General features: G+C 34.5%; 26 protein-coding genes and 1 riboswitch. Of the genes, 22 read left to right on the top strand and 4 right to left on the bottom strand.

Translation table 11 applies throughout. From position 1 onward, the window contains the following. The first annotated feature begins 127 nt into the window (after positions 1-127). The 9 genes from glmS (at position 128) to MKY69_RS05925 (ending at position 10,132) form a co-directional block, all read left to right on the top strand. Positions 128-1,942: a glutamine--fructose-6-phosphate transaminase (isomerizing) gene (glmS, locus tag MKY69_RS05965; protein ID WP_003105015.1), complete on the top strand. Its 1,815-nt coding sequence runs from the start codon at positions 128-130 to the stop codon at positions 1,940-1,942. 131 nt (positions 1,943-2,073) lie between these two features. Next, positions 2,074-3,849 (top strand): PTS mannitol-specific transporter subunit IIBC, encoded by a 1,776-nt coding sequence (locus MKY69_RS05960; RefSeq protein ID WP_340791147.1) that lies wholly within the window; start codon positions 2,074-2,076, stop codon positions 3,847-3,849. A gap of 26 nt (positions 3,850-3,875) precedes the next feature. Beyond that, positions 3,876-5,828: a BglG family transcription antiterminator gene (locus MKY69_RS05955; RefSeq protein WP_003103298.1), complete on the top strand. Its 1,953-nt coding sequence runs from the start codon at positions 3,876-3,878 to the stop codon at positions 5,826-5,828. A gap of 1 nt (position 5,829) precedes the next feature. Beyond that, positions 5,830-6,267, top strand: a complete 438-nt coding sequence (locus tag MKY69_RS05950) for a PTS sugar transporter subunit IIA (protein ID WP_003104224.1) — start codon at positions 5,830-5,832, stop codon at positions 6,265-6,267. A 41-nt stretch (positions 6,268-6,308) separates the two neighbouring features. After that, on the top strand, positions 6,309-7,454 hold the full coding sequence (locus MKY69_RS05945; protein WP_003103217.1) for a mannitol-1-phosphate 5-dehydrogenase: 1,146 nt from the start codon (positions 6,309-6,311) through the stop codon (positions 7,452-7,454). 111 nt (positions 7,455-7,565) lie between these two features. Continuing rightward, on the top strand, positions 7,566-7,898 hold the full coding sequence (locus MKY69_RS05940) for a zinc ribbon domain-containing protein YjdM (RefSeq protein WP_003106989.1): 333 nt from the start codon (positions 7,566-7,568) through the stop codon (positions 7,896-7,898). Between the two features lie 105 nt (positions 7,899-8,003). Then, positions 8,004-8,645, top strand: a complete 642-nt coding sequence (locus MKY69_RS05935) for an amino acid ABC transporter permease (RefSeq protein WP_003105377.1) — start codon at positions 8,004-8,006, stop codon at positions 8,643-8,645. A 9-nt stretch (positions 8,646-8,654) separates the two neighbouring features. Further along, a complete protein-coding gene (locus MKY69_RS05930; RefSeq protein ID WP_003102511.1) occupies positions 8,655-9,284 on the top strand; it encodes an amino acid ABC transporter ATP-binding protein in 630 nt (209 codons plus the stop codon). Positions 9,285-9,295: 11 nt separating this feature from the next. Next, positions 9,296-10,132, top strand: coding sequence for an amino acid ABC transporter substrate-binding protein (locus tag MKY69_RS05925; protein ID WP_003103662.1), 837 nt, complete (start codon positions 9,296-9,298; stop codon positions 10,130-10,132). Between the two features lie 294 nt (positions 10,133-10,426). Here MKY69_RS05925 and MKY69_RS05920 read toward each other — a convergent pair whose 3' ends face one another. Continuing rightward, a complete protein-coding gene (locus tag MKY69_RS05920; protein WP_003104694.1) occupies positions 10,427-11,665 on the bottom strand; it encodes a cation diffusion facilitator family transporter in 1,239 nt (412 codons plus the stop codon). Between the two features lie 95 nt (positions 11,666-11,760). Next, a complete protein-coding gene (locus MKY69_RS05915; protein ID WP_340791146.1) occupies positions 11,761-13,092 on the bottom strand; it encodes an alanine/glycine:cation symporter family protein in 1,332 nt (443 codons plus the stop codon). A 116-nt stretch (positions 13,093-13,208) separates the two neighbouring features. Continuing rightward, positions 13,209-13,296: riboswitch (glycine riboswitch) on the bottom strand. Positions 13,297-13,607: 311 nt separating this feature from the next. Here MKY69_RS05915 and pcrA point away from each other — a divergent pair. From pcrA to tpx, 11 genes are all read left to right on the top strand, one after another. After that, the gene (gene pcrA, locus MKY69_RS05910; protein WP_340791145.1) at positions 13,608-15,902 is read left to right on the top strand and encodes a DNA helicase PcrA; all 2,295 of its coding nucleotides are present in this window, start codon (positions 13,608-13,610) and stop codon (positions 15,900-15,902) included. 293 nt (positions 15,903-16,195) lie between these two features. Next, entirely contained in the window at positions 16,196-16,438 is a 243-nt protein-coding gene (locus MKY69_RS05905; RefSeq protein WP_003106048.1) for a GlsB/YeaQ/YmgE family stress response membrane protein, read from the top strand. A 59-nt stretch (positions 16,439-16,497) separates the two neighbouring features. Next, entirely contained in the window at positions 16,498-16,743 is a 246-nt protein-coding gene (locus tag MKY69_RS05900) for a GlsB/YeaQ/YmgE family stress response membrane protein (protein ID WP_003106985.1), read from the top strand. 59 nt (positions 16,744-16,802) lie between these two features. Further along, positions 16,803-17,048 carry a GlsB/YeaQ/YmgE family stress response membrane protein gene (locus MKY69_RS05895; RefSeq protein ID WP_003105380.1) on the top strand — a complete coding sequence of 82 codons (246 nt, stop codon included), beginning with the start codon at positions 16,803-16,805 and terminating at the stop codon, positions 17,046-17,048. Positions 17,049-17,091: 43 nt separating this feature from the next. Next, positions 17,092-17,673 (top strand): alkaline shock response membrane anchor protein AmaP, encoded by a 582-nt coding sequence (gene amaP / locus MKY69_RS05890; protein ID WP_003106984.1) that lies wholly within the window; start codon positions 17,092-17,094, stop codon positions 17,671-17,673. A 9-nt stretch (positions 17,674-17,682) separates the two neighbouring features. Next, entirely contained in the window at positions 17,683-17,871 is a 189-nt protein-coding gene (locus MKY69_RS05885) for a DUF2273 domain-containing protein (protein WP_003105137.1), read from the top strand. Positions 17,872-17,924: 53 nt separating this feature from the next. Next, positions 17,925-18,473, top strand: a complete 549-nt coding sequence (locus tag MKY69_RS05880; protein ID WP_003105556.1) for an Asp23/Gls24 family envelope stress response protein — start codon at positions 17,925-17,927, stop codon at positions 18,471-18,473. A gap of 29 nt (positions 18,474-18,502) precedes the next feature. Beyond that, positions 18,503-18,700, top strand: a complete 198-nt coding sequence (locus MKY69_RS05875) for a CsbD family protein (RefSeq protein WP_003106980.1) — start codon at positions 18,503-18,505, stop codon at positions 18,698-18,700. A 10-nt stretch (positions 18,701-18,710) separates the two neighbouring features. Next, entirely contained in the window at positions 18,711-19,256 is a 546-nt protein-coding gene (locus MKY69_RS05870; RefSeq protein WP_003106979.1) for an Asp23/Gls24 family envelope stress response protein, read from the top strand. Positions 19,257-19,405: 149 nt separating this feature from the next. Continuing rightward, the gene (locus MKY69_RS05865; RefSeq protein ID WP_003106977.1) at positions 19,406-20,050 is read left to right on the top strand and encodes a TrkA C-terminal domain-containing protein; all 645 of its coding nucleotides are present in this window, start codon (positions 19,406-19,408) and stop codon (positions 20,048-20,050) included. A 117-nt stretch (positions 20,051-20,167) separates the two neighbouring features. After that, positions 20,168-20,659 (top strand): thiol peroxidase, encoded by a 492-nt coding sequence (gene tpx, locus MKY69_RS05860; RefSeq protein WP_340791144.1) that lies wholly within the window; start codon positions 20,168-20,170, stop codon positions 20,657-20,659. Positions 20,660-20,716: 57 nt separating this feature from the next. Here the strand turns inward: tpx and MKY69_RS05855 are convergent. Next, a protein-coding gene (locus MKY69_RS05855; protein WP_233847614.1) for an IS3 family transposase occupies positions 20,717-21,843 on the bottom strand; the annotation gives its coding sequence in 2 pieces (ribosomal slippage) (positions 20,717-21,573 and positions 21,573-21,843; 1,128 coding nt in all). 94 nt (positions 21,844-21,937) lie between these two features. Further along, on the bottom strand, positions 21,938-22,483 hold the full coding sequence (locus tag MKY69_RS05850) for a TetR/AcrR family transcriptional regulator (protein WP_003106974.1): 546 nt from the start codon (positions 22,481-22,483) through the stop codon (positions 21,938-21,940). 114 nt (positions 22,484-22,597) lie between these two features. Here MKY69_RS05850 and MKY69_RS05845 point away from each other — a divergent pair, with 114 nt between their 5' ends. Both MKY69_RS05845 and MKY69_RS05840 read left to right on the top strand, forming a co-directional pair. Continuing rightward, a complete protein-coding gene (locus MKY69_RS05845) occupies positions 22,598-23,299 on the top strand; it encodes an ABC transporter ATP-binding protein (RefSeq protein ID WP_003108413.1) in 702 nt (233 codons plus the stop codon). Between the two features lie 9 nt (positions 23,300-23,308). Further along, on the top strand, positions 23,309-25,939 hold the full coding sequence (locus MKY69_RS05840; RefSeq protein WP_340791143.1) for an FtsX-like permease family protein: 2,631 nt from the start codon (positions 23,309-23,311) through the stop codon (positions 25,937-25,939). Positions 25,940-26,012 lie beyond the last annotated feature (73 nt).

Raw genomic sequence — 26,012 nt, 5'->3', positions numbered from 1 at the left:
AGAAGTTATCAAAGGTTTATACTTTAAATACAGGTTTTCTGATATGTAAAATTAGACTATACCAATTTTAAAAATATAATGAAAAATATAGAAAGCAGTAAGAAAACTTACTGATGGAAAGTAAATTATGTGTGGAATTGTTGGCGTTGTTGGTAATCGAAATGCAACTGATATTTTAATGCAAGGACTTGAAAAACTTGAATACCGTGGATATGATTCAGCTGGAATCTTTGTTGCAAATGGTGACAGATCTAGCTTAGTAAAATCTGTAGGAAGAATTGCAGATCTTCGTGCTAAAATCGGTATAGACGTTGCAGGACATACAGGTATTGGACATACACGTTGGGCTACACATGGTCAAGCAACGGAAGAAAATGCACACCCGCATACCTCAGCAACTGGACGCTTTGTGTTAGTGCACAATGGTGTTATCGAAAATTATCTCCAAATGAAAGAGGAATATTTGGCAGGTCATGACTTTAAAGGTCAGACTGATACTGAAATTGCTGTTCATTTAATTGGTAAATTCGTCGATGAAGATGGTATGTCAGTTTTGGAAGCTTTCAAAAAAGCATTATCAATTATTGAAGGGTCATATGCTTTTGCACTTATTGACAGAGAAGATGCAGAAACAATCTATGTCGCTAAAAACAAATCACCATTATTGATTGGTTTAGGTGAAGGCTATAACATGGTTTGTTCTGATGCAATGGCTATGATTCGTGAAACAAGTGAATTCATGGAAATTCATGATAAAGAACTCGTTATTCTTACCAAAGATTCAGTAACTGTTCTTGACTATGAAGGCAATCAAATGGAACGTGGTTCATACACTGCTGAACTTGATTTGTCTGATATCGGAAAAGGAACTTATCCTTTCTACATGTTGAAAGAAATCGATGAGCAACCAACTGTAATGCGTAAATTAATTTCAACTTATGCAGACGAATCTGGACAGATGGTTATTGATCCAGCAATTGTTAAATCAGTACAAGAAGCTGACCGTATCTATATACTTGCAGCTGGTACTTCTTACAATGCTGGTTTTGCTTCTAAATCAATGATTGAGAAATTAACTGACACTCCAGTTGAAATGGGTGTAGCTTCAGAGTGGGGTTATAACATGCCATTACTAAGTAAAAAACCAATGTTTATCTTACTTAGCCAATCAGGAGAAACTGCTGATAGTCGTCAAGTACTTGTGAAAGCTAATCAAATGGGTATTCCAAGTTTGACAGTAACAAACGTCCCCGGTTCAACTCTTTCACGTGAAGCGACTTTCACAATGCTTCTTCATGCAGGTCCTGAAATTGCCGTAGCTTCCACAAAAGCTTATACTGCACAAGTTGCAGCACTTGCATTCCTATCTAAAGCTGTTGGTGAAGCTAATGGTAAAAAAGAAGCTATTGAATTTGATTTAGTTCATGAATTGTCTCTTGTTGCACAATCTATTGAAGCAACACTTTCTGAAAAAGATTTAATTGCTTCAAAAGTTGAAAAATTATTAGCAACTACTCGTAACGCATTCTACATTGGTCGTGGTAACGATTATTATGTAGCAATGGAAGCTTCACTTAAATTGAAAGAAATTTCTTATATTCAATGTGAAGGCTTTGCCGCTGGTGAATTAAAACATGGTACAATTTCTCTGATTGAAGATGGTACGCCGGTTATTGGACTGATTTCATCTAGCGAATTAGTTGCTGCGCATACGAGAGGCAATATCCAAGAAGTTTCTGCTCGTGGCGCTAGCGTATTAACCGTAGTAGAAGAAGGTTTAGAACGGGAAGACGACGATATCGTTGTTAATAAAGTTCACCCTTACTTAGCTACTATTGGAATGGTAATCCCGACTCAATTAATTGCATATTACGCATCATTACAACGTGGGCTTGATGTCGACAAACCACGTAACCTTGCGAAAGCAGTAACTGTTGAGTAATAGTTTTAATCCAAAAAGATGTCTGTGTCACAGATGTCTTTTTTTGTCACAAAAGATGTGCCAAAGTTTGAGTTTTAGGAAAAGTGCTTTCGTGATAAGATAATAATGTAAATAAACTAGGAGGCGTTCTGATGGAACAAAAATCTTCACTTAAAGTTAAAGTACAAAAGCTGGGAACAGCTTTGTCTAATATGGTTATGCCCAATATTGGTGCATTTATTGCTTGGGGTGTCTTAACTGCCCTATTCATTCCAACTGGTTGGTTACCAAATAAAGAATTTGGTGCAGCTGTTGGTCCAATGATCTCATACTTACTCCCAATTTTAATTGGGTATACTGGTGGTTATGTTATTCACGGTCAACGTGGTGGTGTTGTTGGTGCAATTGCAACCTTCGGTGCTGTTGCAGGTTCAACAGTTCCAATGTTTATTGGTGCTATGGCTATGGGTCCTCTAGGTGGATGGGCTATCAAAAAATTTGACCAAGCCTTCCAAGAAAAAATTCGTCCTGGTTTTGAAATGTTGGTTAACAATTTTTCAGCAGGCTTAATCGGTTTTGCCTTACTTTTAATTGCCTTTAAATTAGTTGGTCCTTTTGTTGCAGTATTTACAACAGCTATTGGTAATGGTGTTCAAACAATTGTTGATATGAAATTGTTACCATTAGCAAATATCCTAATTGAACCAGCAAAAATCTTATTCCTAAACAATGCTCTTAACCATGGTATCTTTACACCACTTGGTGCAGAACAAGTTGCTAAAACAGGAAAATCTGTCCTCTTCCTACTTGAAGCAAACCCTGGTCCAGGTCTTGGTATCTTATTAGCTTACTTAGTCTTTGGTCGTGGCGCAGCTAAATCATCTTCATGGGGTGCATTAATCATTCATTTCTTTGGTGGTATCCATGAAATTTACTTCCCATATGTAATGATGAAACCAGCTTTATTCTTAGCAGTTATCGGTGGTGGTGTTACAGGTACATTCACAAACCAATTACTAGGTTCTGGTTTAGGTGCTCCAGCATCACCTGGATCTATCTTTGCAATCGTTAGTATGGTTCCAAAAGCAGGAAACTACGTAGGTAACTTATTAGCAGTTCTAGCCGGTGTATTCTCAGCAGCAGCTGTATCATTCTTAATTGCCTCTGTTATTCTTAAAGCAGATAAATCTGAGGATGATGAAAGCGCCCTAGCAGAAGCACAAGCGGCTACTAAAGCTGCCAAAGCAGAATCAAAAGGCCAATCTATTAACGGTGTCGCTTCAGAAGAATTTGCAAACGATGATATTCAACAAATTATCTTTGCATGTGATGCAGGTATGGGAAGCTCAGCAATGGGTGCTTCAATCCTTCGTGATAAAGTTAAAAAAGCTGGTCTTGCTATCCCAGTTACAAATAAAGCAATCTCAAACTTAACAGATGTAACTAATACATTGATTGTTACTCAACAAGAATTAGCACCACGTGCTGCACAAAAAACACCACGTGCTTCACATGTGTCTGTTGATAATTTCTTAGCAACTCCAAAATATGATGAAATCGTAGCGAAACTTGCAAAAAAGCCTGAAGCTGGTCTTGTAACTCCAAATCAAGATTCAGGATCTGAAGAATCTATTGATTTGAACTATATTGATGAAGTAGTATTTGCTTATGGAGAAGCAAAAGGATCTGCAACAATGGGTCAAGCTACCTTAGCCGAAATTTTCAAAGTGAGAAAAGTCGATATTCCTGTATCAAAAGTAGAAAATTCTCAACTTGGTCGTTTCAATGCCAAAAACATTTTAGTTGTATCTAACATTGCTAATCAATCAGAAGCACAAAAATATGCGCCAAATGCTCAAATTCTTGTAGTAGATAGTTTGGTTACTACACCAGAATATGACAAAATGGTTGATAGAATGCATAAATAAGACTAAATATGGTGTATAATTAACATATGCTATTAACAAAACGTGAAGAACAATTATTGAAAGCTTTCCTGAATTATGGGAAGCTTTCAATTGATAATATAAGTGATATTTTAAAAGTTTCAAGACGTACAGTTTATCGTGTACTGAATGATTTGACAAACTCTTTAAATACACTGAATATTGGAATTGTCAAAGAAGATCAAAAATATTATTTAACTGGCCAACTTGACCGTTTATCCGAATTTTCGAGTCAGGAAAACTTCACAAAAACGGAACGCCTGAATTTAATTACTTATTTTTTGTTAATTCAAACAAAGGAAGTAACAAATGAGTACTTACAAGAACAGCTTGGTGTTAGCAATGTTACTATTATTCAAGATATTAGTGATATTGAAAAACGTTTAGCTGATTTTGGTCTAACTGTTAGTAGACAAAAAGGATATACTATAGTTGATGAGTTTCATAAGAAACGTCAACTATTAGCTATCCTTCTTGCTAATAACCTGCATTTATCTGATTATTGGCACTTAGAGACACAGTATTTTGACTTTATTAGTAAAAAACGACTCAGTTTGACCAAAGATATTTTTCAGTCATATCAATCAGATTTACCTGAGATGGATGCTAAATTAGTCCAATTTTTCATTATCTTATTGGCATTGAGCAACTGGTCATTAATTGATGTTGACAAACAGCCGGTAAGTAAAGTTGCCTTAGATTTTTCAAAAAGAGTTTTTGCAAAATTATCAATTGAAATGAATGAGTTATATGCTATTCAAGAAATTCTATATTTTGCCAAGATGCTTGATAATTTGATATTAAAAAGACAAGAAACACCTCTTTTTCAAGAGAATTTTGACAGTGAATTTTATTATAATGTGTCAAATTTAATTGATAAGGTTTCCCTTTATACAAAAATTAATTTTACAAAGGATCAAACACTTTTTAAATTTTTATTCAATCATATTAGATTGAATTTAGCAGTACCAATCCTATATACTGACCGAAACATTGCTGACTTAGCACAAGAAGCATTAATCCACAATGAATATTTACATCGGGTCATTACCTTATTAGTCATGGAAATTTTCCCAGCCTACTTACGAACAGATAGTGAACTGGAATTATTGACCCTACATTTTGCATCAAGTTTACGCAGAAGTCCACAGATTTATCCAGTTAGAATCTTATTGCTAACAGATGAGCGGCCTCTTGCAACTGAGTTATTAGTTTCTCGCCTTAAAAATATTGCTCCTTTTATTGAAATGATTCATACTAAAGGGACAAATGGATTGGAAGAAAGAGACTTCGATGCCTATGACGCCATTTTGTCGACTAAGCTACTAAATGATAATCGCATTCGACTAGTATCTACCTTCCCAAATCCAGCTGAAATTCTTGAAATCGAACAGTTTCTTCAAGAGGTTCAATTAAATCGAGATGTTAAGTTGCGAGATAGCGACGCGATCAGCAATCAAAAAAATTTTGAAGATTACCTATCTGCAAGTCAGCTAATCCTCAAAGAATTCTCATTGCATCGAATAGATAACTCACAGCAATTTGATCAAACCATTAATGAACTGATTAATGAGTTGGATTTTGTGGCAGATAAAGCTTATCTGGCAAATAAACTAATTAGTCGCTTTCACGATAGTCCAATGGCTATTCCTGATACTAACTTAGCTTTATTACATACTCAGTCTAGTAAAACGGACAAGTCCATTTTTAGAATTGTGGAGCTGGAACACCCAGTAATGGCTAAGTCAATGAATGGACAAGATGAGTTAGTAACTCGTGTTTTGATTATGCTAACCCGTATTGATGAGGGAGATGAAATTAGAGATTTGATGACTGCCATTAGTCAATCAATCATTGAAAATCATCTCTACACCGAAATTTATAAAAAAGCAAACTATGATATTATCTATCAATTACTAAATCAGATTTTTACAGAGAGAATTAAAAAATTGGAGAATTAAGATGGAATTTCAACCAGAACTTATTAAATTAAACCAGTCATTTAATGACAAGGAAGAAGCAATCCGTTATTGTGGTCAATTACTATTTGAAAATGGTTACGTTGAAGAAGATTATATTCAGGCGATGATTGATCGTAACAATGAACTATCAGTCTTTATGGGTAATTTTATTGCTATTCCTCATGGTACAGATATAGCAAAAGAAAAAGTGATTAAATCTGGATTGTCTGTTGTTCAAGTACCAGATGGTGTTAATTTCGGAACAGAAGAAGCCCCTCAAACAGCTACAGTACTATTTGGGATTGCTGGAATTGGTGATGAACATTTACAATTGATTCAAAAAATTTCAATCTTCTGTGCAGATGTTGATAACGTTGTTCGCTTAGCTGATGCAAAAACAGAAAGTCAAATTATTGCATTACTAAACTCAGTCGACTAATTTTTAATATACTCTTACAAGCTTTCTAAAGGAGAAAAAGAATGAAAAAAGCAGTACACTTCGGAGCAGGAAATATTGGACGTGGTTTTATTGGTGAAATATTAGCCGCAAATGGATTTTCAATTCAATTTGTTGATGTTAATGAAGCTATTATCAACGCCTTAAATGACAGACATGCCTATGAAATTGAGATTGCTGAAGATGGCAAACGTCATATCTTAGTTGAAAATGTTTCAGGAATTAATAACCGTCTCAATCCTGAAGAAGTTGTTAATGCAGTTGCAGAAGCTAATATTATTACAACAGCAATTGGGCCAAATATCTTGCCTTTTATAGCAGAATTAATCGCAAAAGGTATTCAAAAACGTCAAGCAGATGGAAATAATAACCCAATTGATGTTTTGGCTTGTGAAAATATGATTGGGGGGTCACAATTTTTACTGGAAGAAGTAAAAAAATACCTTTCTGAAGAAAATGAAGCTTATGTAGAAGAATTTGTTGGTTTCCCCAATGCGGCTGTTGATAGAATTGTTCCTGCTCAGATCCATGAAGATCCATTATTTGTTGTCGTTGAACCATTTAATGAGTGGGTTGTTGAAACAAGTCGTATGAAAAATAGAGACCTTCAATTAGAAGGCGTGCATTACGAAGAAGATTTGGAGCCATTTATTGAACGTAAATTGTTCTCAGTAAACTCAGGTCATGCGACATCAGCATACACCGGAGCACATGCTGGAGCTAAAACAATTTTAGAAGCTTTACAAATACCAGCTGTTAAAGAACAACTTCATGCTGTTTTAGCAGAAATACGTTCATTACTAGTTGCTAAATGGAACTTTGACGAAGAAGACTTAGTTGCTTACCACAATGTGATTATTAGTCGTTTTGAAAATCCATTTATTGTTGACGATGTTGTTCGTGTTGCAAGAACTCCTATTCGTAAACTTGGTTATGATGAACGATTTATCCGTCCGATTCGTGAACTAAAAGAACGTGGTTTGTCTTACTCTAATCTCCTCGAGACAGTTGCTTACGTATTTAAATACAATGATCCAAACGATGAACAAAGTGTACAACTTCAAGTCATGCTTTCAGAAAATGACCTTCCAAAAGTTGTGGCTGATGTGACATCTTTAGAAGATCAAGAATTAATTAATGAAATTGTTGCAAGTATTGAAGCAGTTTAAAAGTAAAGCCTAGTTATTGCTAGGTTTTTTCATATTGTGAACGTATTCATGTTGTAAAATTATGGAATCTACTGTAAACTATTAGAAATCTACAAATATAAGGGGAAAATTATGTCACTACCAAATTGTTTACAATGCCAATCTGAATATGTCTATGAAGATGGTAATTTATTGATTTGTCCAATGTGCGGATTAGAATGGACACCAGGTCAAGAAGAGATTGAAGAAGATCTTAAAGTCCTTGATAGTAATGGCAGTCTCTTACAAGATGGCGACACAGTCACAATCATAAAAGATTTAAAAGTTAAGGGTGCACCAAAAGATTTAAAACAAGGTACACGCGTTAAAAATATTCGACTTGCTGAAGGTGATCATAATATTGATTGTAAGATTGATGGTTTTGGACCAATGAAATTAAAGTCAGAATTTGTAAAGAAATTGTAAATCATAAAATGTGTATTCATTCTTTCAGTGAATTTTTATTCATATTTGAAACAAAAAATCTGAAAATTTGATATAATGAGAACAACTATTTTTTTAGGAGCTTCTATGACATATATATTACAAGTTTTACCCAGTTTATTAGATGGGGCTATGGTTACCTTACAAGTATTCTCTATAGTCATTATACTGTCTATTCCTTTAGGAGCTGTTTTAGCATTTTTAATGAAAGTCAATTTCAAACCCTTGCAATGGTTTTTAACACTGTATGTTTGGGTAATGCGTGGCACACCTTTATTATTACAGTTAATATTCTTCTATTATGTTTTACCTAGTGTAGGTATTACGTTTGACCGGATGCCGGCAGCAATTCTTGCTTTTACAATGAACTATGCCGCATATTTTGCTGAAATTTTCAGAGGTGGAATTGAAGCTATTCCTAAAGGGCAATATGAAGCTGCAAAAGTCTTGAAAATGTCACAGTTACAAACAATTCGTCACATCATCTTGCCCCAAGTTTTTAAGATTGTCCTTCCTAGTGTCTTTAATGAAGTGATTAACTTAGTTAAAGATTCTTCATTAGTTTATGTTTTAGGAGTTGGTGACTTGTTACTTGCTAGCAAGACAGCTGCTAACCGAGATGCAACATTAGCACCAATGTTTATTGCTGGAATTATTTACTTGCTCTTGATTGGTATCGTGACTTTAATTTCTCGTCATGTCGAAAAACGTTTCAATTACTATAAGTAAGGAGACCATATGTTAGAATTAAAAAATATTTCCAAACAATTTGGTAACAAACACATTTTTGACCAATTTAATTTAACCTTATCCAATGGTGAGGTTTTATCCTTAGTAGGACCTTCAGGTGGTGGTAAAACAACGCTCTTAAGAATGTTAGCAGGGCTGGAACCGATTGATTCAGGTGAAATCATTTATAATAATGAACCAGTTCCAATTGACCACCTGGAAAATCGTAATTTACTGGGCTTTGTCTTCCAAGATTTTCAGCTCTTTCCTCATTTAACAGTTTTAGATAATCTCATTTTGTCTCCGACAATTACCATGGACCTTAAAAAAGCTGAAGCTAAGAAGAAAGCTGAAGATTTGTTGACGCGTTTGGGGCTAAAAGACCATATGCTGGTGTATCCCCATTCACTCTCTGGCGGACAGAAACAAAGGGTCGCCCTTGCCAGAGCAATGATGATTGACCCCCAAATAATTGGCTATGATGAGCCAACCAGTGCTCTCGATCCTGAACTACGCCAGGAGGTAGAGAAATTGATTCTTCAAAATCGAGAAATGGGTATTACTCAAATTGTGGTAACCCATGATTTGCAGTTTGCTGAAACCATTTCTGATCGAATCATTAAAGTGAATCCGAAATAAGGAGTAGACTTATGACATTAAAAAAACTAATTTTGACAGCAATGACAGCTTTTATGGCTATTATTCTTGTAGCATGCGGCAGTAAAGAAAGTTCAACTAAAAGTGATGGTTGGGCTAACTATAAAAAAACAAAAACAATTACCCTAGGTTTTGATAATACTTTTGTTCCAATGGGATATAAAGATGAATCTGGTAAAAATACCGGTTTCGATGTGGAATTGGCTAAAGCCGTTTTTGATCAATACGGTATTAAAGTTAAATTCCAACCAATTAACTGGGATTTGAAAGAAACTGAGCTTAAAAACGGTAAAATTGATATGATCTGGAATGGTTATTCCATTACAAAAGAACGTCAAGCTAAAGTGGCCTTTTCGAATCCGTATATGAAGAATGAACAAGTTTTAGTAACCAAAAAATCGGCTAATATCACCTCATTTTCAGGGATGAAAGGAAAAGTTTTAGGAGCTCAATCCGGTTCATCGGGTTATGACGCCTTTACATCAAATCCTAAGGTCCTTAAAGACATTGTTAAGGATAAAGATGCAACTCAATATGAAACCTTCACACAAGCCTTTATCGACCTTAAAAGTGGTCGTATTGATGGCTTATTGATTGATAAAGTTTATGCTAACTACTATTTGAAACAAGAGGGCGAATTAGCTAACTATAATATTGTAAAAAGTGAATACGAGGGTGAGAACTTTGCTGTTGGTGTTCGTAAAGAAGACAAAACACTTGTTAAAAATCTAAATAAATCACTTAAAAAACTATATAAAGATGGCAAATTCCAAGAAATCTCAAACAAATGGTTTGGTGAAGATGTAGCAACTGATCAAGTTAAAAATTAAAAAAAGATGACCGTATGGTCATCTTTTTAATGTATAGATATCTCGAAAAAGATTTTCTATAATACTTCCACCACAGAAAAATGTATTATTTTTATGTTAAGGATGATTATCATTGATAAATTCCTGTTTAATCTATCATAACTAATGTCCTTGTTGTATAATTTTGAAAGCAATAGTTCAGTGTTCGATTTACTTGCAATCCTAGATATATCGAAGCAAGGATACATTGTTGGCTTCAAACACTTGATTAAAAAAATGAAGACAAATATTTTTGTCCTCACTCTTGGCATCTTATTAATGTAGTCTTTTAACTGTATAATGTTTATGTTTTAATTCAGGTATTTGATTTGGTGATATTTGATGGAAAATTAAGAACCATACTTCGTGGCGTCGCCAGATACTGGTATGTTGGCAACCATTCAATTTATAGGTCACTAATTTAGTTTTTTGACTAATCGAAATCATATTGAATTCTTCAAAATTACTTGGAAAATAGTCTTCTTTTTCTAAAAATTGCATCCGATTATAAGTTTGTCCATCTTTATCAATTAAAGTAAAGTCATCTGCAATGTAACGGTGATAGTCGGGGACTTTTGAGAGAATAATCTTTTCATTTCTAAAAATCTTCTTTTTGACATTATCAAATATTTCATCTTCAGGAATGACTGAAGGTTCGACATGAATATCAATATCATAAACATAAAACTTATCACTTAGGAGTTGTTCAACTTCTTCGGTAATGGCATGACTTTCAAATACTGATAAATCAGGATTCATTTCAAGGACAATATCTAAATAAACGTTGCTCCCATAAGTGCGACCTCGGAGAGATTTAACATCAGTTATTTTTGGAATTGTTAATATGGCGTCTTTATATGATTTTAAATGTTTGTTATCAAATCCGTCGGATAAACTAAAAGCGCTTTGTAAAAAGATATCATAAGCTGTTTTTAAGATAAAGAAAGTAATAATAATGGCAGCTATTCTATCGATGATTGGTAGATTCAGTGAGGCTGCAACGATAGCAATTGAGGTTCCAATTGACGTTACGGCATCAGACAAGTTATCTTTAGAAGCAGCTACCAGTGCACTGGATTTAACTTTTTTTGATAATTTTCGGTTATACAAGTAAACAATAAACATTAGTCCTGCGGAGACTAGTCCGACAATTGCTCCTAGTGGATCAATTGGTGCGGTGTCACCTTTTATGATATTCTGCACCGTTTGGATCAAAACCTGGAAACCAACGATGAACATGATGAATGATGTGACTAAGCTTGACAGATCTTCTATTTTCCAATGACCAAAACGATGATTAGAGTCGGCTGGTTGACTTGCTAAATGGAGTCCGACTAATAAAGCGACATTACTGATAATGTCTGAAACGTTGTTAAACCCGTCAGCAATCAGTGAATTTGAGTTTAAACTATAGCCAAAAATCAATTTTGCCAAACTAATTAATAGGTAGACTACTATACTTAAAATTGGACCTCTTTTTGCTAATTTAAGGTCTGCACTCGGATCTCTTGTCATTGTAACTCCTTTATACTAATCACACCATTATACCATAAGTCATCGTATTTATTGTGCTAGTGGAGCTGTGTGTCATTACTGAAATCCATTTTTGGCTAGATGTTTTTTCGTTGAAAATAATTTTTGGTTTCAAAAATAATAATTGGTGAAAGTGCTAGAAGGGCAATTAAATTTGGAAGGGCCATTAGTCCATTTACGATATCAGCAATAATCCAGATGAGTTCTAATTTTAAGAAGCCACCTAGGGCAACCATTGATACAAAAAGAAGACGGAATATGCGGATATGTTTTGTTCCAAATAAAAATTCAAAACATCTTTCACCATAATAACTCCACCCTAGGATAGTCGTGAAGGCAAATAATACAAGTGAGATTGTTAATGCCATACTTCCGAAATTACCATAGACAGAGGCAAATGATGCTTGGGTTAATGGAGCTCCTTCAAGGTTACTTGTCCATTGACCACAAACTAGAATGGTTAAACCAGTTAAAGTACAGATGATAATAGTATCAATAAATGTACCTGTCATAGATATTAATCCTTGTTCTACGGGTTCATTTGTTTTTGCTGCAGCGGCTGCAATCGGTGCTGATCCGAGTCCAGATTCATTTGAAAAGACCCCGCGGGCAATCCCTTTTTGGATAGCATCCTTTACCAGACTACCAGCAAATCCGCCAATAGCAGCAGTTGGAGTAAAAGCAGATTTTAAGACTAAGGAAATGACTGGAATGATTTGATCGTATTTCATGATGATAACAGCCAGACTGGCAAAAATATATATAAATGCCATAAAAGGTACTATTTTTTCTGCAACTTTCGAGATTGATTGGATTCCTCCAAAGATAATAAAGGCAACAATAATTGCCATTATTATACTTGAAAATTTTCCCGAAATTCCAAAACTATGATCTAAAGCGGAAGTAATGGAATTGACTTGAGCAAAAGTTCCAATTCCGAATAAGGCAACTAATATACCAGAAATTGCAAATAGGCTGGCTAAAGGTTTCCATTTTTGCCCCATACCATTAAGTATGTAGTACATTGGTCCACCGGAAATTTCGCCATTAGCATCTTTAGTTCGATATTTAATGGCTAAGACTCCCTCTGAGTATTTTGTAGCCATCCCAAAGAAAGCGGCAATCCACATCCAAAATAATGCCCCTGGTCCACCTGATTTGATGGCTGTAGCAACACCTACGATATTTCCTGTTCCTACTGTTGAAGCCAATGCAGTGGCTAAAGCGGCAAAGGAAGAAATATCGCCATGACCTTCATCTTCTGAAAAGATTAGTTTGAATGCCATTGGCAATTTTGTAACTTGTAAAAGTCCTAAACGAACTGTTAAGTAAATCCCAGTTCCGACCAAAAGAATTAGTAGAGGAGGTCCCCAAACCAAATCATCGATAATTTTAACAATATTTAACATGCTATCTCCTTTTTATTTCACCGATGATAATACAAAAAAAGTCATCCTGAGGATGACTTCTGAAATGTAAGGTAGATAAAATAAACCAATAAAGGAAAAACCTTAACTAGTAATTATTATTATCTTCTGTCCTTTTGCCTGAGAGATTGAGCGAAATTGCCTTGCCCCTTCGGCGCCTAGATAGGTCTCTCCAGAAGTCCGTCCATCATGCAGTCCCGTTCAAATAAATTGAACACCTGAGAGTATAACTCCTTCGGCGAAAAAACTTTCTTCTCCTGTATGATATCAATCGGTTATATTAAATTGTATTAATAATACAGTAAATTACGAATGTTGTCAATAATAATTTTGTAAAAGTATAGATATAAACGATATTTAATTTAAAATCTAATTTATTGTCAGTTAAACTTTCTTTTTTTATTTGGTTCAAAAAGAAATGCTTTTTATTTTTTCATCTAATCATGGTATAATTTTAAAGTTGATAACTGTATGGATAATTACGACAAGGAGTAATAATGAATCCTTTATTAAATGGAATGAATGAAAAACAAGCAGAAGCAGTCCAAACAACGGAAGGACCGTTGTTAATTATGGCTGGAGCAGGGTCTGGTAAAACAAGAGTTTTAACTCACAGAATCGCTTACTTGATTGATGAAAAATTTGTCAATCCTTGGAACATTTTAGCAATTACCTTTACCAATAAAGCTGCGCGTGAAATGCGAGACAGAGCACTTGCTTTGAATCCTGCAACTATAGACACTTTAATTGCGACCTTTCACTCAATGTGTGTCAGAATCTTAAGACGTGAAGCGGACCATATTGGCTATAATCGTAATTTCACGATAGTTGATCCAGGCGAACAAAGAACATTGATGAAGCGAATTCTCAAATCACTTAATTTGGATCCTAAGAAATGGAGTGAACGCTCAATCTTAGGGACTATTTCCAATGCCAAAAATGACTTATTGGATGAAAAAGCATTTGAAGCTCAAGCAGCTGACATGTATAGCCAAATTGTAGCTCGTTGTTATAAGGCATATCAAGAGGAATTGCGACGTAGTGAAGCAATGGACTTCGATGATTTAATTATGATGACCCTTCGTCTTTTTGATACCAATAAAGATGTCTTAGCTTACTATCAACAACGTTACCAATACATACATGTTGATGAGTATCAAGATACTAACCATGCTCAATATCAGTTAGTAAAATTATTGGCCTCTCGCTTTAAAAATATTTGTGTTGTCGGTGATGCCGACCAGTCAATCTATGGCTGGCGCGGAGCGGATATGCAAAATATCTTGGATTTTGAAAAAGATTACCCATCTGCTAAGGTGGTATTATTAGAAGAAAACTATCGTTCAACTAAAACAATTCTTCAAGCTGCAAATGATGTCATAAAAAATAATCAAAATAGACGTGATAAAAAACTCTGGACACAGAATGCTGATGGTGAACAGATTGTCTATTATCGAGCAAACGATGAACATGATGAAGCAGTCTTTATAGCATCAACTATTTCAAATATGTGCCAAGGTAATGAGAAAAATTTCAAAGATTTCGCCGTTTTATATCGTACTAATGCTCAATCACGTACTATTGAAGAAGCATTTTTGAAATCAAATATACCTTATACTATGGTTGGTGGGACTAAGTTCTATAGCCGAAAAGAAATTCGCGATGTTATATCTTATCTTAATATTATAGCCAACCCTTCTGATAACATCTCTTTTGAGCGCATTGTCAATGAACCTAAACGTGGCGTGGGACCAGGAACAATGGAAAAACTCCGTTTATTTGCTTTTCAAAATGAGATGTCATTAATGGATGCCTCATCAAATCTGTTAATGTCTCCCCTAAAGGGAAAAGCTGCGCAGTCAATTATGGACCTGGCAAATCTATTCTTAGATTTTCGATTAAAATTGGATAACTTAACAATTACAGAATTAACAGAGCAGTTAATCGATCAATCGGGTTATCTAGAAGCTCTGCGGATTCAGAATACACTTGAGAGTCAAGCCCGAATAGAAAATCTTGAAGAATTCATTTCGGTAACTAAAAACTTCGATGACAATCAAAACAATGTTGAAGAAGATGAAAGCGGGCTTGACCGACTTGGTCGATTCTTAAATGACTTAGCATTGATTGCTGACACAGATAATGGCGATGCAGATGTAGCTGAAGTGACACTGATGACCCTCCATGCTGCTAAGGGATTAGAGTTTCCAGTGGTCTTTCTGATAGGTATGGAAGAAGGTGTCTTCCCACTATCTAGAGCTTCTGAAGATCCAGCTGAACTTGAAGAAGAACGTCGTCTTGCTTATGTTGGTATTACACGTGCTGAACAAGTACTCTTTTTAACAAATGCAAATACAAGAACCTTGTTTGGTAAAAGCAGCTATAATCGACCAACACGCTTCTTAAGAGAAATTTCTGACCAGTTGTTATCTTATCAAGGACTAGCTCGTCCAGCAAATTCTTCCTTTGGTGTTCGCTACAGTCAACAAAAAACATCTGAATTCGGACAAGGTATGAGTCTCTCACAAGCCATTCAAGCTCGTAAGAGCCAAGCTCAAAATAAAGAAAGAGTCACTTCATTAGCGGATGGTCACTTACCATTTGGCAATAACTTAGCGCAATCAGATAGTATAGATTGGCAAATTGGAGATATTGCCCAGCACAAAAAGTGGGGGGATGGAACTGTCCTAGAAGTGTCTGGCAGTGGAAAAACAATGGAATTAAAAATAAAATTTCCTGACGTTGGCCTTAAAAAATTACTGGCAAGTGTAGCTCCAATTACAAAAAAATAAAATTTTAAGTTCTTGTAAATCCTATAGATTAGGATTTGCAAGAACTTATTTTTAATTCTATAAATATATTTTCAATAAATCGAGTGTTATTCCTTGCAATCTGAAATCAGTATTGTATAATAACAATATAAATTAAATAACGAGTGGTCACTTTTAAAAACGTTGTTATATAAGCTTTATATAATTGTTTATCTAACAAATATATTTTAAAGACACTATGAAGTTAATTTATATGGTCACTTAGGTGATAAAAAATATCAAGGACAATTGTCCAAAGAAAAGGAGATGTCATTATGGCTATATTATGGACATTGATTGTAGGTGGTTTAATCGGTTTAATCGCAGGAGCTCTTACAAAAGGCGGCTCTATGGGTTGGATTGCTAACATAGTAGCAGGTTTAGTTGGTGCTTGGTTAGGTCAAGCATTACTCGGAGCTTGGGGACCATCATTAGCAGGGATGGCATTGATTCCTTCAATCATTGGTGCAGTGATCGTCGTCGTTGTTGTATCATTTGTACTAAGTAAAATGCATTAATATATTAAATACCGTTAGACGATGAAACTTTCATCGTTAGACATATAAGGAGAAATATTATGGGATTATTATGGACATTAATCGTAGGTGGTATCATTGGTTTGATTGCCGGAGCACTTACAAAACATGGTGGTTCAATGGGTTGGATTGCTAACATCGTTGCTGGTTTAGTTGGCGCTTGGTTAGGTCAAAACTTACTCGGAGCTTGGGGACCATCATTAGCAGGGATGGCATTGATTCCTTCAATTATTGGTGCAGTGATCGTCGTTGTTGTCGTATCATTTGTACTAAGTAAAATGGATTAATTTATTTAAAATAGGTGCTATAACTTGTTTGTAGCAAAATTCAGTAAAGGAGAAATATTATGGGTTTATTATGGACATTAATCGTAGGTGGTATCATTGGTTTGATTGCCGGAGCTCTTACAAAACATGGTGGTTCAATGGGTTGGATTGCTAACATTGTTGCTGGTTTAGTCGGTGCCTGGGTTGGTCAAGCATTACTAGGTTCTTGGGGACCATCATTAGCAGGAATGGCATTGATTCCTTCGATCATTGGTGCAGTACTGGTAGTTTTTGTTACCTCAATTATCTTAAGTAAAATGAACTAATTTGTATTAATTAAATTAGTCGTACAGTAGAAAAGAGGTAATTATGGCAAAATCATTGAAAGTATTTTATACACTGTTAGGTCTGATATTATTATCGATGTTCTTATTGGTAATTGGAGTGACTCAAGGTTATTTGAATATGCCTCATAGCTATGACTGGATGGGATTCGACATGAATCGCGTACCTGACTATCTTACACCAGGACTACAGTACTTTTTCTTCTGGACTGCAGTCACATTAGCTATTTTAACTATAATCGGAATTTTAGCAGTAATTTTTTATCCAAGAACTTATACAGAAATTAAACTTGGAAAAAATAATGGTAGTTTACTATTAAAAAAATCAGCTATTGAAGCATATGTAAAAACAGCTTTAAAAGAAACTGGTTTAATGTTAAACCCAAATGTTTCAGCAACTCTTTATAAACGTAAATTTGATATTGACGTTGCTGGACGTTTAGATTCTCGTATCGGTGTAAATGAACAAGTTAGTGGTATCAAAGAAGGTATTGAAAAAGGTTTTAACGAATTCTTTGGTTTAGATAAACCCGTTAACTTCAAAGTTCGAGTTAAGGACATTTCTGATTCAGATATGACATTCGGTAAGAAAAACCGAGTAGAATAGGAGTTATGTATGGCATTTTTCGAAAAATATAAATATCCAATTATTGGTGGCGTAGTAGGTCTAGTATTAGCAATATTACTTATGTCATTTGGATTCCTTAAAACTTTAATTGCAATCATATTCATTGTTTTAGGTATCTATGCTGGCTTATTTGTTAAAAGCACTGGACTTATAGATAATTTTATTAATCGTCGCTAATATATGGAAAAATCATTTTATTAGTTATTGACTTGATTTAAAGGAGAAAGATTATGACTGAAACTTACATTAAAAACACTCAAACAACTAACACTCGTAACACTAATGATTTTAACGCAAATGGTGCAGGAATTCGTGGCGAATTATCTTATGAAAATAAAGTTATTGAAAAAATCGTCGGTCTTGCTATTGAAAACGTTGATGGATTACTAGCCGTAACTGGTGGTCTTCTCTCAAACATTAAAGGAAAACTTGTTAATACTGATAATGTTCGAGATGGTGTCAACGTTGAAGTAGGTAAAAAACAGGTAGCCGTTGATCTTGATATCGTCGCTGAATATCAAAAACATGTTCCAACAATCTTTAAAGACATTAAAGGAATTGTTGAAACAGAAGTTAAGAAAATGACAGATTTAGATGTGGTTGAATGTAATGTTAACGTAGTTGATATTAAAACTCGTGCGCAACATGAACAAGACAAAGTAACTCTTCAAGATAAAATGTCTGATGCTGCACAAACAACAAGCCAATTTACAAAAAAACAAGTAAATAACGCTAAGTCTGGTGCTGAAAACATGCAAAGTGAGCCTCGCGTTAAATAATTAATTATCTTACAAAGAAGGTGAATCATATGTCAGAAGAAAAAGTAGATGCTAAATTACGTCAGGTAAGTGGTAAAGTGAAAGAGACTTTTGGTAAAGCTTCTAATAACAAGTCATTAGAGGCTGAAGGTAAAGTCGAAAATACATCCGGTAAAGTAGACGAATTTACTACTGATGTAAAAGACTCACTAAAAGGGCTTTCAAAAGGTCTGAAAGATATTAAATAAGGAGAACACTATGACTGAAATCAATACAAATACAACCGAAAACTATTCAAAAAATAATACATCAAATCCAACTAACACTAACATAAAAAATAAGATAACTTATGATGACAAAGTAATTGAGAAAATCGTTGGACATGCACTAGAAAGTGTTGATGGTTTACTATCCGCAAAAGGTGGTTTCTTCTCTAGCGTGAAAAACAATATGGTTAATTCCAATTCAGTTACAGACGGAGTTAGTGTAGAAGTTGGTAGCGAAGAAGTTGCTGTTGACTTGGATATAATTGTTGAATACGGTAAAGATATTCCAAAAATTGCTGATCATATTAAGGAAATTGTAGCAGAAAACGTTGATAAGATGACACATCTTAAGGTCATTGAAGTTAATGTTAACGTTGTTGATATTCGTACAAAAGAGGAACAAGAAAAAGCAGAAGTAACAGTCCAAGATCGTATGTCTAAAGCTGCTAATTCAACATCACAATTTGTCAGTGAAAAAACTGAGAAAATGAAAAAGAATACCTCATCTTCAAATCAAACTGATGGATTAGTGAACTAGTTTTCAGATAACTGACAGTGTTAACCCGAAAAGCTGGTTTTTTGCCAGCTTTTTCTATAAGTTTGAAACAACCTTAAAAGGTGGTGTTGAAAAAAGTTTGGAAATATGAAATAATAGGAATGTTTTAGTTAGTATAAAGGAGCGATAATATGGCAAAGGGTAATAAGAGCGAACTAACGAGCTCAAAATATCAGCAGATTGCTATTTCAGTGGCTGAAAGGATTGCCAGTGGTGAATATGAAGTAGGAGAAAAATTAAAGTCTAGGACAACAATTGCCTCCACTTTTAATGTGTCACCAGAAACCGCTAGAAAAGGTTTAAATATTTTAGCAGATTTAAAAATTTTAACCTTAAAACATGGTAGCGGGGCAATTGTATTATCTAAAGAGAAAGCAATGGAATTCATTAATCAATATGAAACAACTCATTCTATTGCTGTTATCAAAGAAAATATCAGAAAAAACATTCACCAACAAAAGCAAGAAATGGAGGAGTTGTCTTTATTAGTTAATGACTTTATGATGCAAAGTCAATCAATCAGTAAGCAATATCCATTAGCACCCTATGAAATTATTTGTAGCCAGGATTCTGATCATTTTGGTAAATCTATTGGTGTCCTAAATTTATGGCATCAGACAGGTGCTACAGTAGTTGCTATCGAGCATGAAGGCCATTTCGTTATCTCTCCTGGACCTTATGCCGTCATAGAAAAAGGTGATCATATTTACTTTGTCGGTGATGAGTCTGTACTTTCACGCATGAAAAATTATTTTAATTTAAGAATGGGCTTATAATATCCCAAATTAATTTGATAAATTAACAAAACCTTTCATTTTCAATCTATTCCTTTCTACGATAAAATAGAACTGTAAGAACTTGTTTTATGTTTGAATTTACAAAGGAGGAAAATTATGACTACATTTATTGAGAAACCAGTAACATTAGTTGGTAAACAATTTCAAGTTGGAGAAATTGGACCAGATTTCACACTGATCACACCGGATTTGGTAGAAAAATCACTCTCAGATTTCAAAGGGAAAAAAGTTATTAGTGTAGTGCCTTCAATTGACACTAGTGTATGCTCAACTCAAACGCGTACGTTTAATGAAGAATTGACAAAGTCAGATGACACATATGTACTGACAATTTCTTGTGATCTCCCTTTTGCCCAAGGGCGTTTTTGCGCAGCGGAAGGACTAGATAATGTGATCATGCTATCAGATTACTATGATAATTCATTTGGTAAAGCCTATGGCTTATTAATGGAAGAATGGCATCTATTAGCACGCGCAGTACTAGTACTTGATGAAGACAATAAAATTGTGTATACTCAATACTTAGAAAATGTTAATAATGAACCTGACTATGTTTCTGCAATCACAGCCTTAAAAGCAATCAAATAACTAAAAAGTACCATTATCGGCACTGCACCCCAATAGTGGGACAGAAGAAAAACACTCTTATGAAACCAATTTTCTGAATTGAACAGGAGATTGGTTTTTTAAATGACGTTGAATTCTAGTTTCATTATAAAATGTTATGTAATTTTTAACAATATTTGTTATACTAACTTTGTTGTGTTTTCTCCTATCTTGGAGATAAAAGGTTTCAGTCTTTAAAGCGGAGTGAAACCATTCAATACAGGCGTTATCTGCAGGTGTCCCTTTTCGAGACATTGAGCGGGTAATGCCTTTTTCAATACAAGCGAGATAGTAAGCATGTGATGTATAGACAGATCCTTGATCACTGTGTAATAGGACTCCTGATTCTAAATCAAGTTGATTAAGGGTATCAAGTACAAGATCATTGTCCTGTGTATCTGAAATAGTATAGGCCACAATTTCACGATTATAAAGGTCCATAATAGATGACAAGTATAAGGTAGTTTTTCCAAAGTTGAGATAAGTAATATCTGTAACTAGTTTTTGTAATGGTCTGGTTGCCTTAAAGTCACGGTCTAGCTTATTGTCTGTGACGTAGTATGGCCTACCTAATTTAGGGGACTTCTTTATTCTAGTGCGACATAGCCACCCTCTGCTCTTCATGATACGATAGACTTTCTTTACATTGGCATTAATCCCAAACTCTTTCTTTAGAAGACTTGTAATGGTTCTATAACCATATATAAACTTATATTTTAAGCAGAGCTCTTCAACTTTTTCGATAAGACTATCATGAATAGGAGGCTTGATATTAGATTTCCACCGATAATAGGTTGAGCGTGAGACCTTAAAACAGTCCAGAATAAAACCTAATGGATACTGATATCTGTAGTAATCAACAAGCTTGATGAGTGTTACTTTATCGATTTTCTCATCAAGCTTTGATACTTTTTTAAAAGTTCAACTTGTAGTTTTAATTGCTCAACTTCTGATAACTGTTCCATTCCTTGACCGTAAGTATATTGCTTACCTACAGGTTGATGAAAACGATACGTTTCTCCTTTTTGATACCAGCGCCACCATGTATATATCTGGCTTTTATTTTTAATACCAAGTCTATCCATAATAACTTTTTCGGGCTTACCTGATTTCTTCATTTCAATACAGGCTAATTTGGTTTCTAACGAGTAAGCTTTTTTGACCATAATAAAACACTCCTGATTCTATTTTACTAGAATTCTACAGGAGTGTTTTTCTTGTGTCTCATTTATTGGGTGCAGTGCCATCAAATGGTACTTTTTAGTTTGCGACAGAAATTATTTTTAAAATATATCTAGAAATTTGTTCAGGCTCTTCTAAACATCCTTTACTTATCCAATGTGAGATAATTGAAATAATCGTTGTCATATAAACTTCAAGAGCATAGTCTAAAGGTATATCATATGATTCTTGAATCAAAAATTGATAGTTATCAATACTCAAAAGAACACTATAAATAAAATCAGCAAGTGTTTTTCTAAAATCTAAATTTGTAGATTGAGATAAGGCTGCAACAAGGGGATAGTTTGCCTTAAAGGCTTCTAAAGTTTTTTCTAAAATATGAGCAGTATCCGTGTAAATTATTTCATCATCTAAAATCATAAACAAATGATTGAAAAAATCTGCTTTGATCTGTTCAAGTAAATCATTTTTATCTTTGTAATGTAGATAAAAGGTCCCTCTATTTAAGTGGGCCTTTCTCGTTAATTCAAAGATAGTAATTGCTTCCAACTCTTTCTCATTCATTAATGAAATAAAAGCCTTATTAATAGCTGCTTTTGAATTCGTATGTCGTTTATTTACCAAAATTCTCTCCTTAAATCAACAGATTGCATTAGTCTGTTCTTGAAGATACTTTAAAGACATTATATAATAGACATAAAGTTAAATCAACAGCATGTTGATATAAGGAGATATCCAATGGCATATATAGAATTAAAAGAGTCATCCAAATATTATCAAATAGGAGAAAGCCAAGTTATTGCCAATAACAAGGTTACTTTTGATATTGAAAAAGGGGAGTTGGTCGTTATACTAGGAGCTTCTGGTGCTGGTAAATCAACTGTCTTAAATATCTTAGGTGGAATGGATACCAATGACCAAGGTCAGGTGCTAGTAGATGGTCAGCTCGTCTCCAGTTATAGTAGTAAGGAATTAACCAACTATCGACGCAATGATATTGGCTTTGTTTTCCAATTTTATAACCTTGTTCCAAATTTAACAGCCAAAGAGAATGTTGAATTAGCAGTAGAGATAGTAAGAAATGCATTAGATCCAGAAACAGTCCTAACAGAGGTTGGACTCTCACATCGTTTGGACCACTTTCCAAGTCAGTTATCTGGTGGGGAACAACAACGGGTGTCAATTGCAAGAGCATTAGCCAAAAAACCTAAAATTCTCTTATGTGATGAGCCTACAGGAGCATTAGATTACCAAACTGGTAAGCAGATTTTGAAATTACTTCAAAAGATGGCAGCAAATAAAGAAACAACAGTCGTAATAGTGACACATAACACTGCCCTTGCACCAATCGCAAATCGAGTTATCCATATGCATGATGCTAAGGTTACAAAGGTTACTAAGAACGAAAATCCACTCAGTATTGATCAGATAGAATATTAAGGTGACACTATGATGAAAAAAACCTTATGGAAAGATATCTTCCGATCGATATGGCAAACAAAGGGCCGTTTTCTATCACTTTTTTTGCTCATGGCCTTAGGCTCATTTGCATTAGTTGGCTTAAAAGTCTCAGGACCAAACCTAGAAAACACAGCTAGACACTATATTAATCAGCATAGGCTAATGGATCTTTCAATAATGGGAAGTCACGGCTTTTCAAAAAAAGATCTCCAAGAGATAAAATCAATCCCCAATGCTACTTATGAGTTGTCTCATCAAGTTGAAGCAAATTTCGATACTAGTGGTGCCGCCATTCGGCTACAATCACCTGACAAAAGAATTTCAACTAGTAGCTTACAAAAAGGTAGATTACCAAGCACTAGTTCAGAGATAGCTCTCTCGAGCTGGTATCAAAAGGATTATAAAGTCGGGGATACTGTCAGAATCCATAGCCCAAAAACACAACTTTTAAACCAAGATTCATTCAAAATAGTTGGTTTTTACGAAAATCCAGAAATTTGGTCAAAGAAAAATTTAGGCGCATCTCGGACAGGAGATGGTAATTTAGCTCTCTATGGTCTCATAGCTCCAGATGCTTTTAAAGGCGAAAAAAACCTTGCTCGCATTCGCTATAATGATTTAGCAAAATTAAATCCTTTTGGAATTAAATATGATAAAAGTTTGCAAACAAAGGAGGAGTCCTTAGAAAATATTTTTTATAATAATAGTAAAGAGCGACTTAAGGACTTACAAAAGAAGTCCCTATCACGAATTGCTGAAAATGAGCAAAAAATTACTGAAGCAGAAACTAATCTTTCAAATCAAGAAAAGAAACTAATTTATTTAAATGGCCCAACTTTAAAAACTGCTAAAACAAAAATTGATCAGGCAAGAAAAGAATTAGCCAAAAAAGAAAAAACAATTGAGCAGGCTAAATCAGATGTCAAAGCAATGCCTAAACCAGTCTATCTAATCTCTAACCGTCAGACCCAAGAAGGTGGAGAAGGTTACCAGGTTTATCATTCATCAACCATTTCAATTGCGAATGTCAGTAATATATTTCCAGTAGTTCTGTACTTAGTTGCAGCTCTAGTTACATTTACTACGATGACCCGCTTTGTCGATGAAGAACGGACTAATTCAGGATTATTACTAGCAATTGGTTATTCAAAAAAAGATATCTATAAAAAGTTTATTATTTATGGATTTATTGCTAGTGCACTTGGTACACTTATCGGTGTGATTGGAGGAACCTATCTCTTATCAGCCATGATTGTTAAAATCTGTTTAAATAATTTAATTCTTGAGAGTGTCACTTATCATTTTTATTGGAATTATACTGCTTTGGCATTCTTTTTAGCTGCTTTATCAGCTCTCTTACCAGCATATTTAGTGGCTAGAAAAGAACTTAATCAGGCACCTGCTCAGCTATTACTCCCAAAACCACCAAGCAAGGGTGCTAAAATATTTTTAGAACGTCTTCCTATTATTTGGTCGCGTCTCACTTTTACACAGAAAGTGACAGCCCGAAATATCATTAGATATAAACTACGAATGATCATGACTATCGTAGGTGTAGCTGGTTCAGTAGCTTTACTATTTTCAGGGTTAGGTATACAATCTTCGCTTTCTAAAGTAATTGATAAGCAATTTTCTGAATTAACTCCATATGATATCTTACTAGTGTCCAAAAAAAGTGAAGAGAGTCAGAAAACTATTCAGGACTATTTTCATATACAAAATATCTCATCCTATCAAGAAATCAATTTAACTAGTTTGGACTTGGACATTAAAGGGCAGAGAACTAATTCCAAGGTCACTGTTCTTTCAAGCCAGAAACCGTCTTTAAAGCCTTATATGGAACTAATTGATGATGGAACAAAGAAACCATTATTAGTTCCTAAAAATGGCGTTTTCATCTCTACTAAACTCGCATCTTTTTATAACGTAAAACCAGGACAAAATCTAACATTAACAGATAAACACGGGAAAAACTTTAATGTAAAAGTAGCAAATGTAATTGATATGCGAGTTGGACATTATATTATTTGTTCAAACGACTATTATCAAAAAGCCTTTAAGCAGCTTGAGACTAATCCAGCCTTTCTGATAAATCTCCCTAAGCATTCAAGAAAAGATGTCAGATCCATCTCAAAATTTTTCATGAATAAGCCAGAAGTGATTAGTTTATCCAAAAATATCATGATTACTGATTATGTCCAATCAATTGTTGATTCATTAAATCAAGTGATGGCATTGCTTGTCATTTTGTCAGCCTCACTGTCATTAGTCATTTTATATAACTTAACGACAATAAATATTGCTGAGCGCATTCGAGAACTATCTACAATCAAGGTCTTAGGATTCTTTGATAAAGAGGTCACCATGTATATTTTCAAGGAAACAATTCTCTTGTCAGGAATTGGTATTATATTAGGATTGATAAGTGGTTATTATCTCCATCAGCTTTTAATGACTTTAATGGGTGCTTCTAATATGAATTTTGGAACGGATGTGGACTTATATGTTTATTTGGTTCCGGTCATAACAATTACACTTCTTATAATTGGTTTAGGCTTTATTGTTCACTTGTCACTAAAAAGACTAGATATGCTAGATGCATTAAAATCAGTTGACTAAAAATTTGGGTGCAAAATGCATCCATTTTTCTTGTATTTCTTAGTACAATATGATAGTATTTAAATACCAAGAA

Origin of the sequence: Streptococcus sp. FSL R7-0212 (assembly GCF_038007985.1) — a bacterium.
Lineage (GTDB): Bacteria > Bacillota > Bacilli > Lactobacillales > Streptococcaceae > Streptococcus > Streptococcus parauberis.
Note: the sequence above shows the minus strand (reverse complement) of the source record. Positions and strands in the feature narration are given on the sequence as shown.

Excerpts from the sequence above, each read along its gene's own strand:
- amaP (WP_003106984.1), top strand. The coding sequence starts at position 17,092 with ATGGCAAAATCATTGAAAGTATTTTATACACTGTTAGGTCTGATATTA.
- MKY69_RS05925 (WP_003103662.1), top strand. The coding sequence starts at position 9,296 with ATGACATTAAAAAAACTAATTTTGACAGCAATGACAGCTTTTATGGCT.
- MKY69_RS05920 (WP_003104694.1), bottom strand. The coding sequence starts at position 11,665 with ATGACAAGAGATCCGAGTGCAGACCTTAAATTAGCAAAAAGAGGTCCA.
- MKY69_RS05945 (WP_003103217.1), top strand. The coding sequence starts at position 6,309 with ATGAAAAAAGCAGTACACTTCGGAGCAGGAAATATTGGACGTGGTTTT.
- MKY69_RS05955 (WP_003103298.1), top strand. The coding sequence starts at position 3,876 with ATGCTATTAACAAAACGTGAAGAACAATTATTGAAAGCTTTCCTGAAT.
- MKY69_RS05840 (WP_340791143.1), top strand. The coding sequence starts at position 23,309 with ATGATGAAAAAAACCTTATGGAAAGATATCTTCCGATCGATATGGCAA.
- MKY69_RS05960 (WP_340791147.1), top strand. The coding sequence starts at position 2,074 with ATGGAACAAAAATCTTCACTTAAAGTTAAAGTACAAAAGCTGGGAACA.
- MKY69_RS05895 (WP_003105380.1), top strand. The coding sequence starts at position 16,803 with ATGGGTTTATTATGGACATTAATCGTAGGTGGTATCATTGGTTTGATT.
- tpx (WP_340791144.1), top strand. The coding sequence starts at position 20,168 with ATGACTACATTTATTGAGAAACCAGTAACATTAGTTGGTAAACAATTT.
- MKY69_RS05905 (WP_003106048.1), top strand. The coding sequence starts at position 16,196 with ATGGCTATATTATGGACATTGATTGTAGGTGGTTTAATCGGTTTAATC.
- MKY69_RS05930 (WP_003102511.1), top strand. The coding sequence starts at position 8,655 with ATGTTAGAATTAAAAAATATTTCCAAACAATTTGGTAACAAACACATT.
- MKY69_RS05845 (WP_003108413.1), top strand. The coding sequence starts at position 22,598 with ATGGCATATATAGAATTAAAAGAGTCATCCAAATATTATCAAATAGGA.
- MKY69_RS05950 (WP_003104224.1), top strand. The coding sequence starts at position 5,830 with ATGGAATTTCAACCAGAACTTATTAAATTAAACCAGTCATTTAATGAC.
- glmS (WP_003105015.1), top strand. The coding sequence starts at position 128 with ATGTGTGGAATTGTTGGCGTTGTTGGTAATCGAAATGCAACTGATATT.
- MKY69_RS05880 (WP_003105556.1), top strand. The coding sequence starts at position 17,925 with ATGACTGAAACTTACATTAAAAACACTCAAACAACTAACACTCGTAAC.
- MKY69_RS05875 (WP_003106980.1), top strand. The coding sequence starts at position 18,503 with ATGTCAGAAGAAAAAGTAGATGCTAAATTACGTCAGGTAAGTGGTAAA.
- MKY69_RS05865 (WP_003106977.1), top strand. The coding sequence starts at position 19,406 with ATGGCAAAGGGTAATAAGAGCGAACTAACGAGCTCAAAATATCAGCAG.
- MKY69_RS05870 (WP_003106979.1), top strand. The coding sequence starts at position 18,711 with ATGACTGAAATCAATACAAATACAACCGAAAACTATTCAAAAAATAAT.
- pcrA (WP_340791145.1), top strand. The coding sequence starts at position 13,608 with ATGAATCCTTTATTAAATGGAATGAATGAAAAACAAGCAGAAGCAGTC.
- MKY69_RS05915 (WP_340791146.1), bottom strand. The coding sequence starts at position 13,092 with ATGTTAAATATTGTTAAAATTATCGATGATTTGGTTTGGGGACCTCCT.
- MKY69_RS05885 (WP_003105137.1), top strand. The coding sequence starts at position 17,683 with ATGGCATTTTTCGAAAAATATAAATATCCAATTATTGGTGGCGTAGTA.
- MKY69_RS05935 (WP_003105377.1), top strand. The coding sequence starts at position 8,004 with ATGACATATATATTACAAGTTTTACCCAGTTTATTAGATGGGGCTATG.
- MKY69_RS05940 (WP_003106989.1), top strand. The coding sequence starts at position 7,566 with ATGTCACTACCAAATTGTTTACAATGCCAATCTGAATATGTCTATGAA.
- MKY69_RS05900 (WP_003106985.1), top strand. The coding sequence starts at position 16,498 with ATGGGATTATTATGGACATTAATCGTAGGTGGTATCATTGGTTTGATT.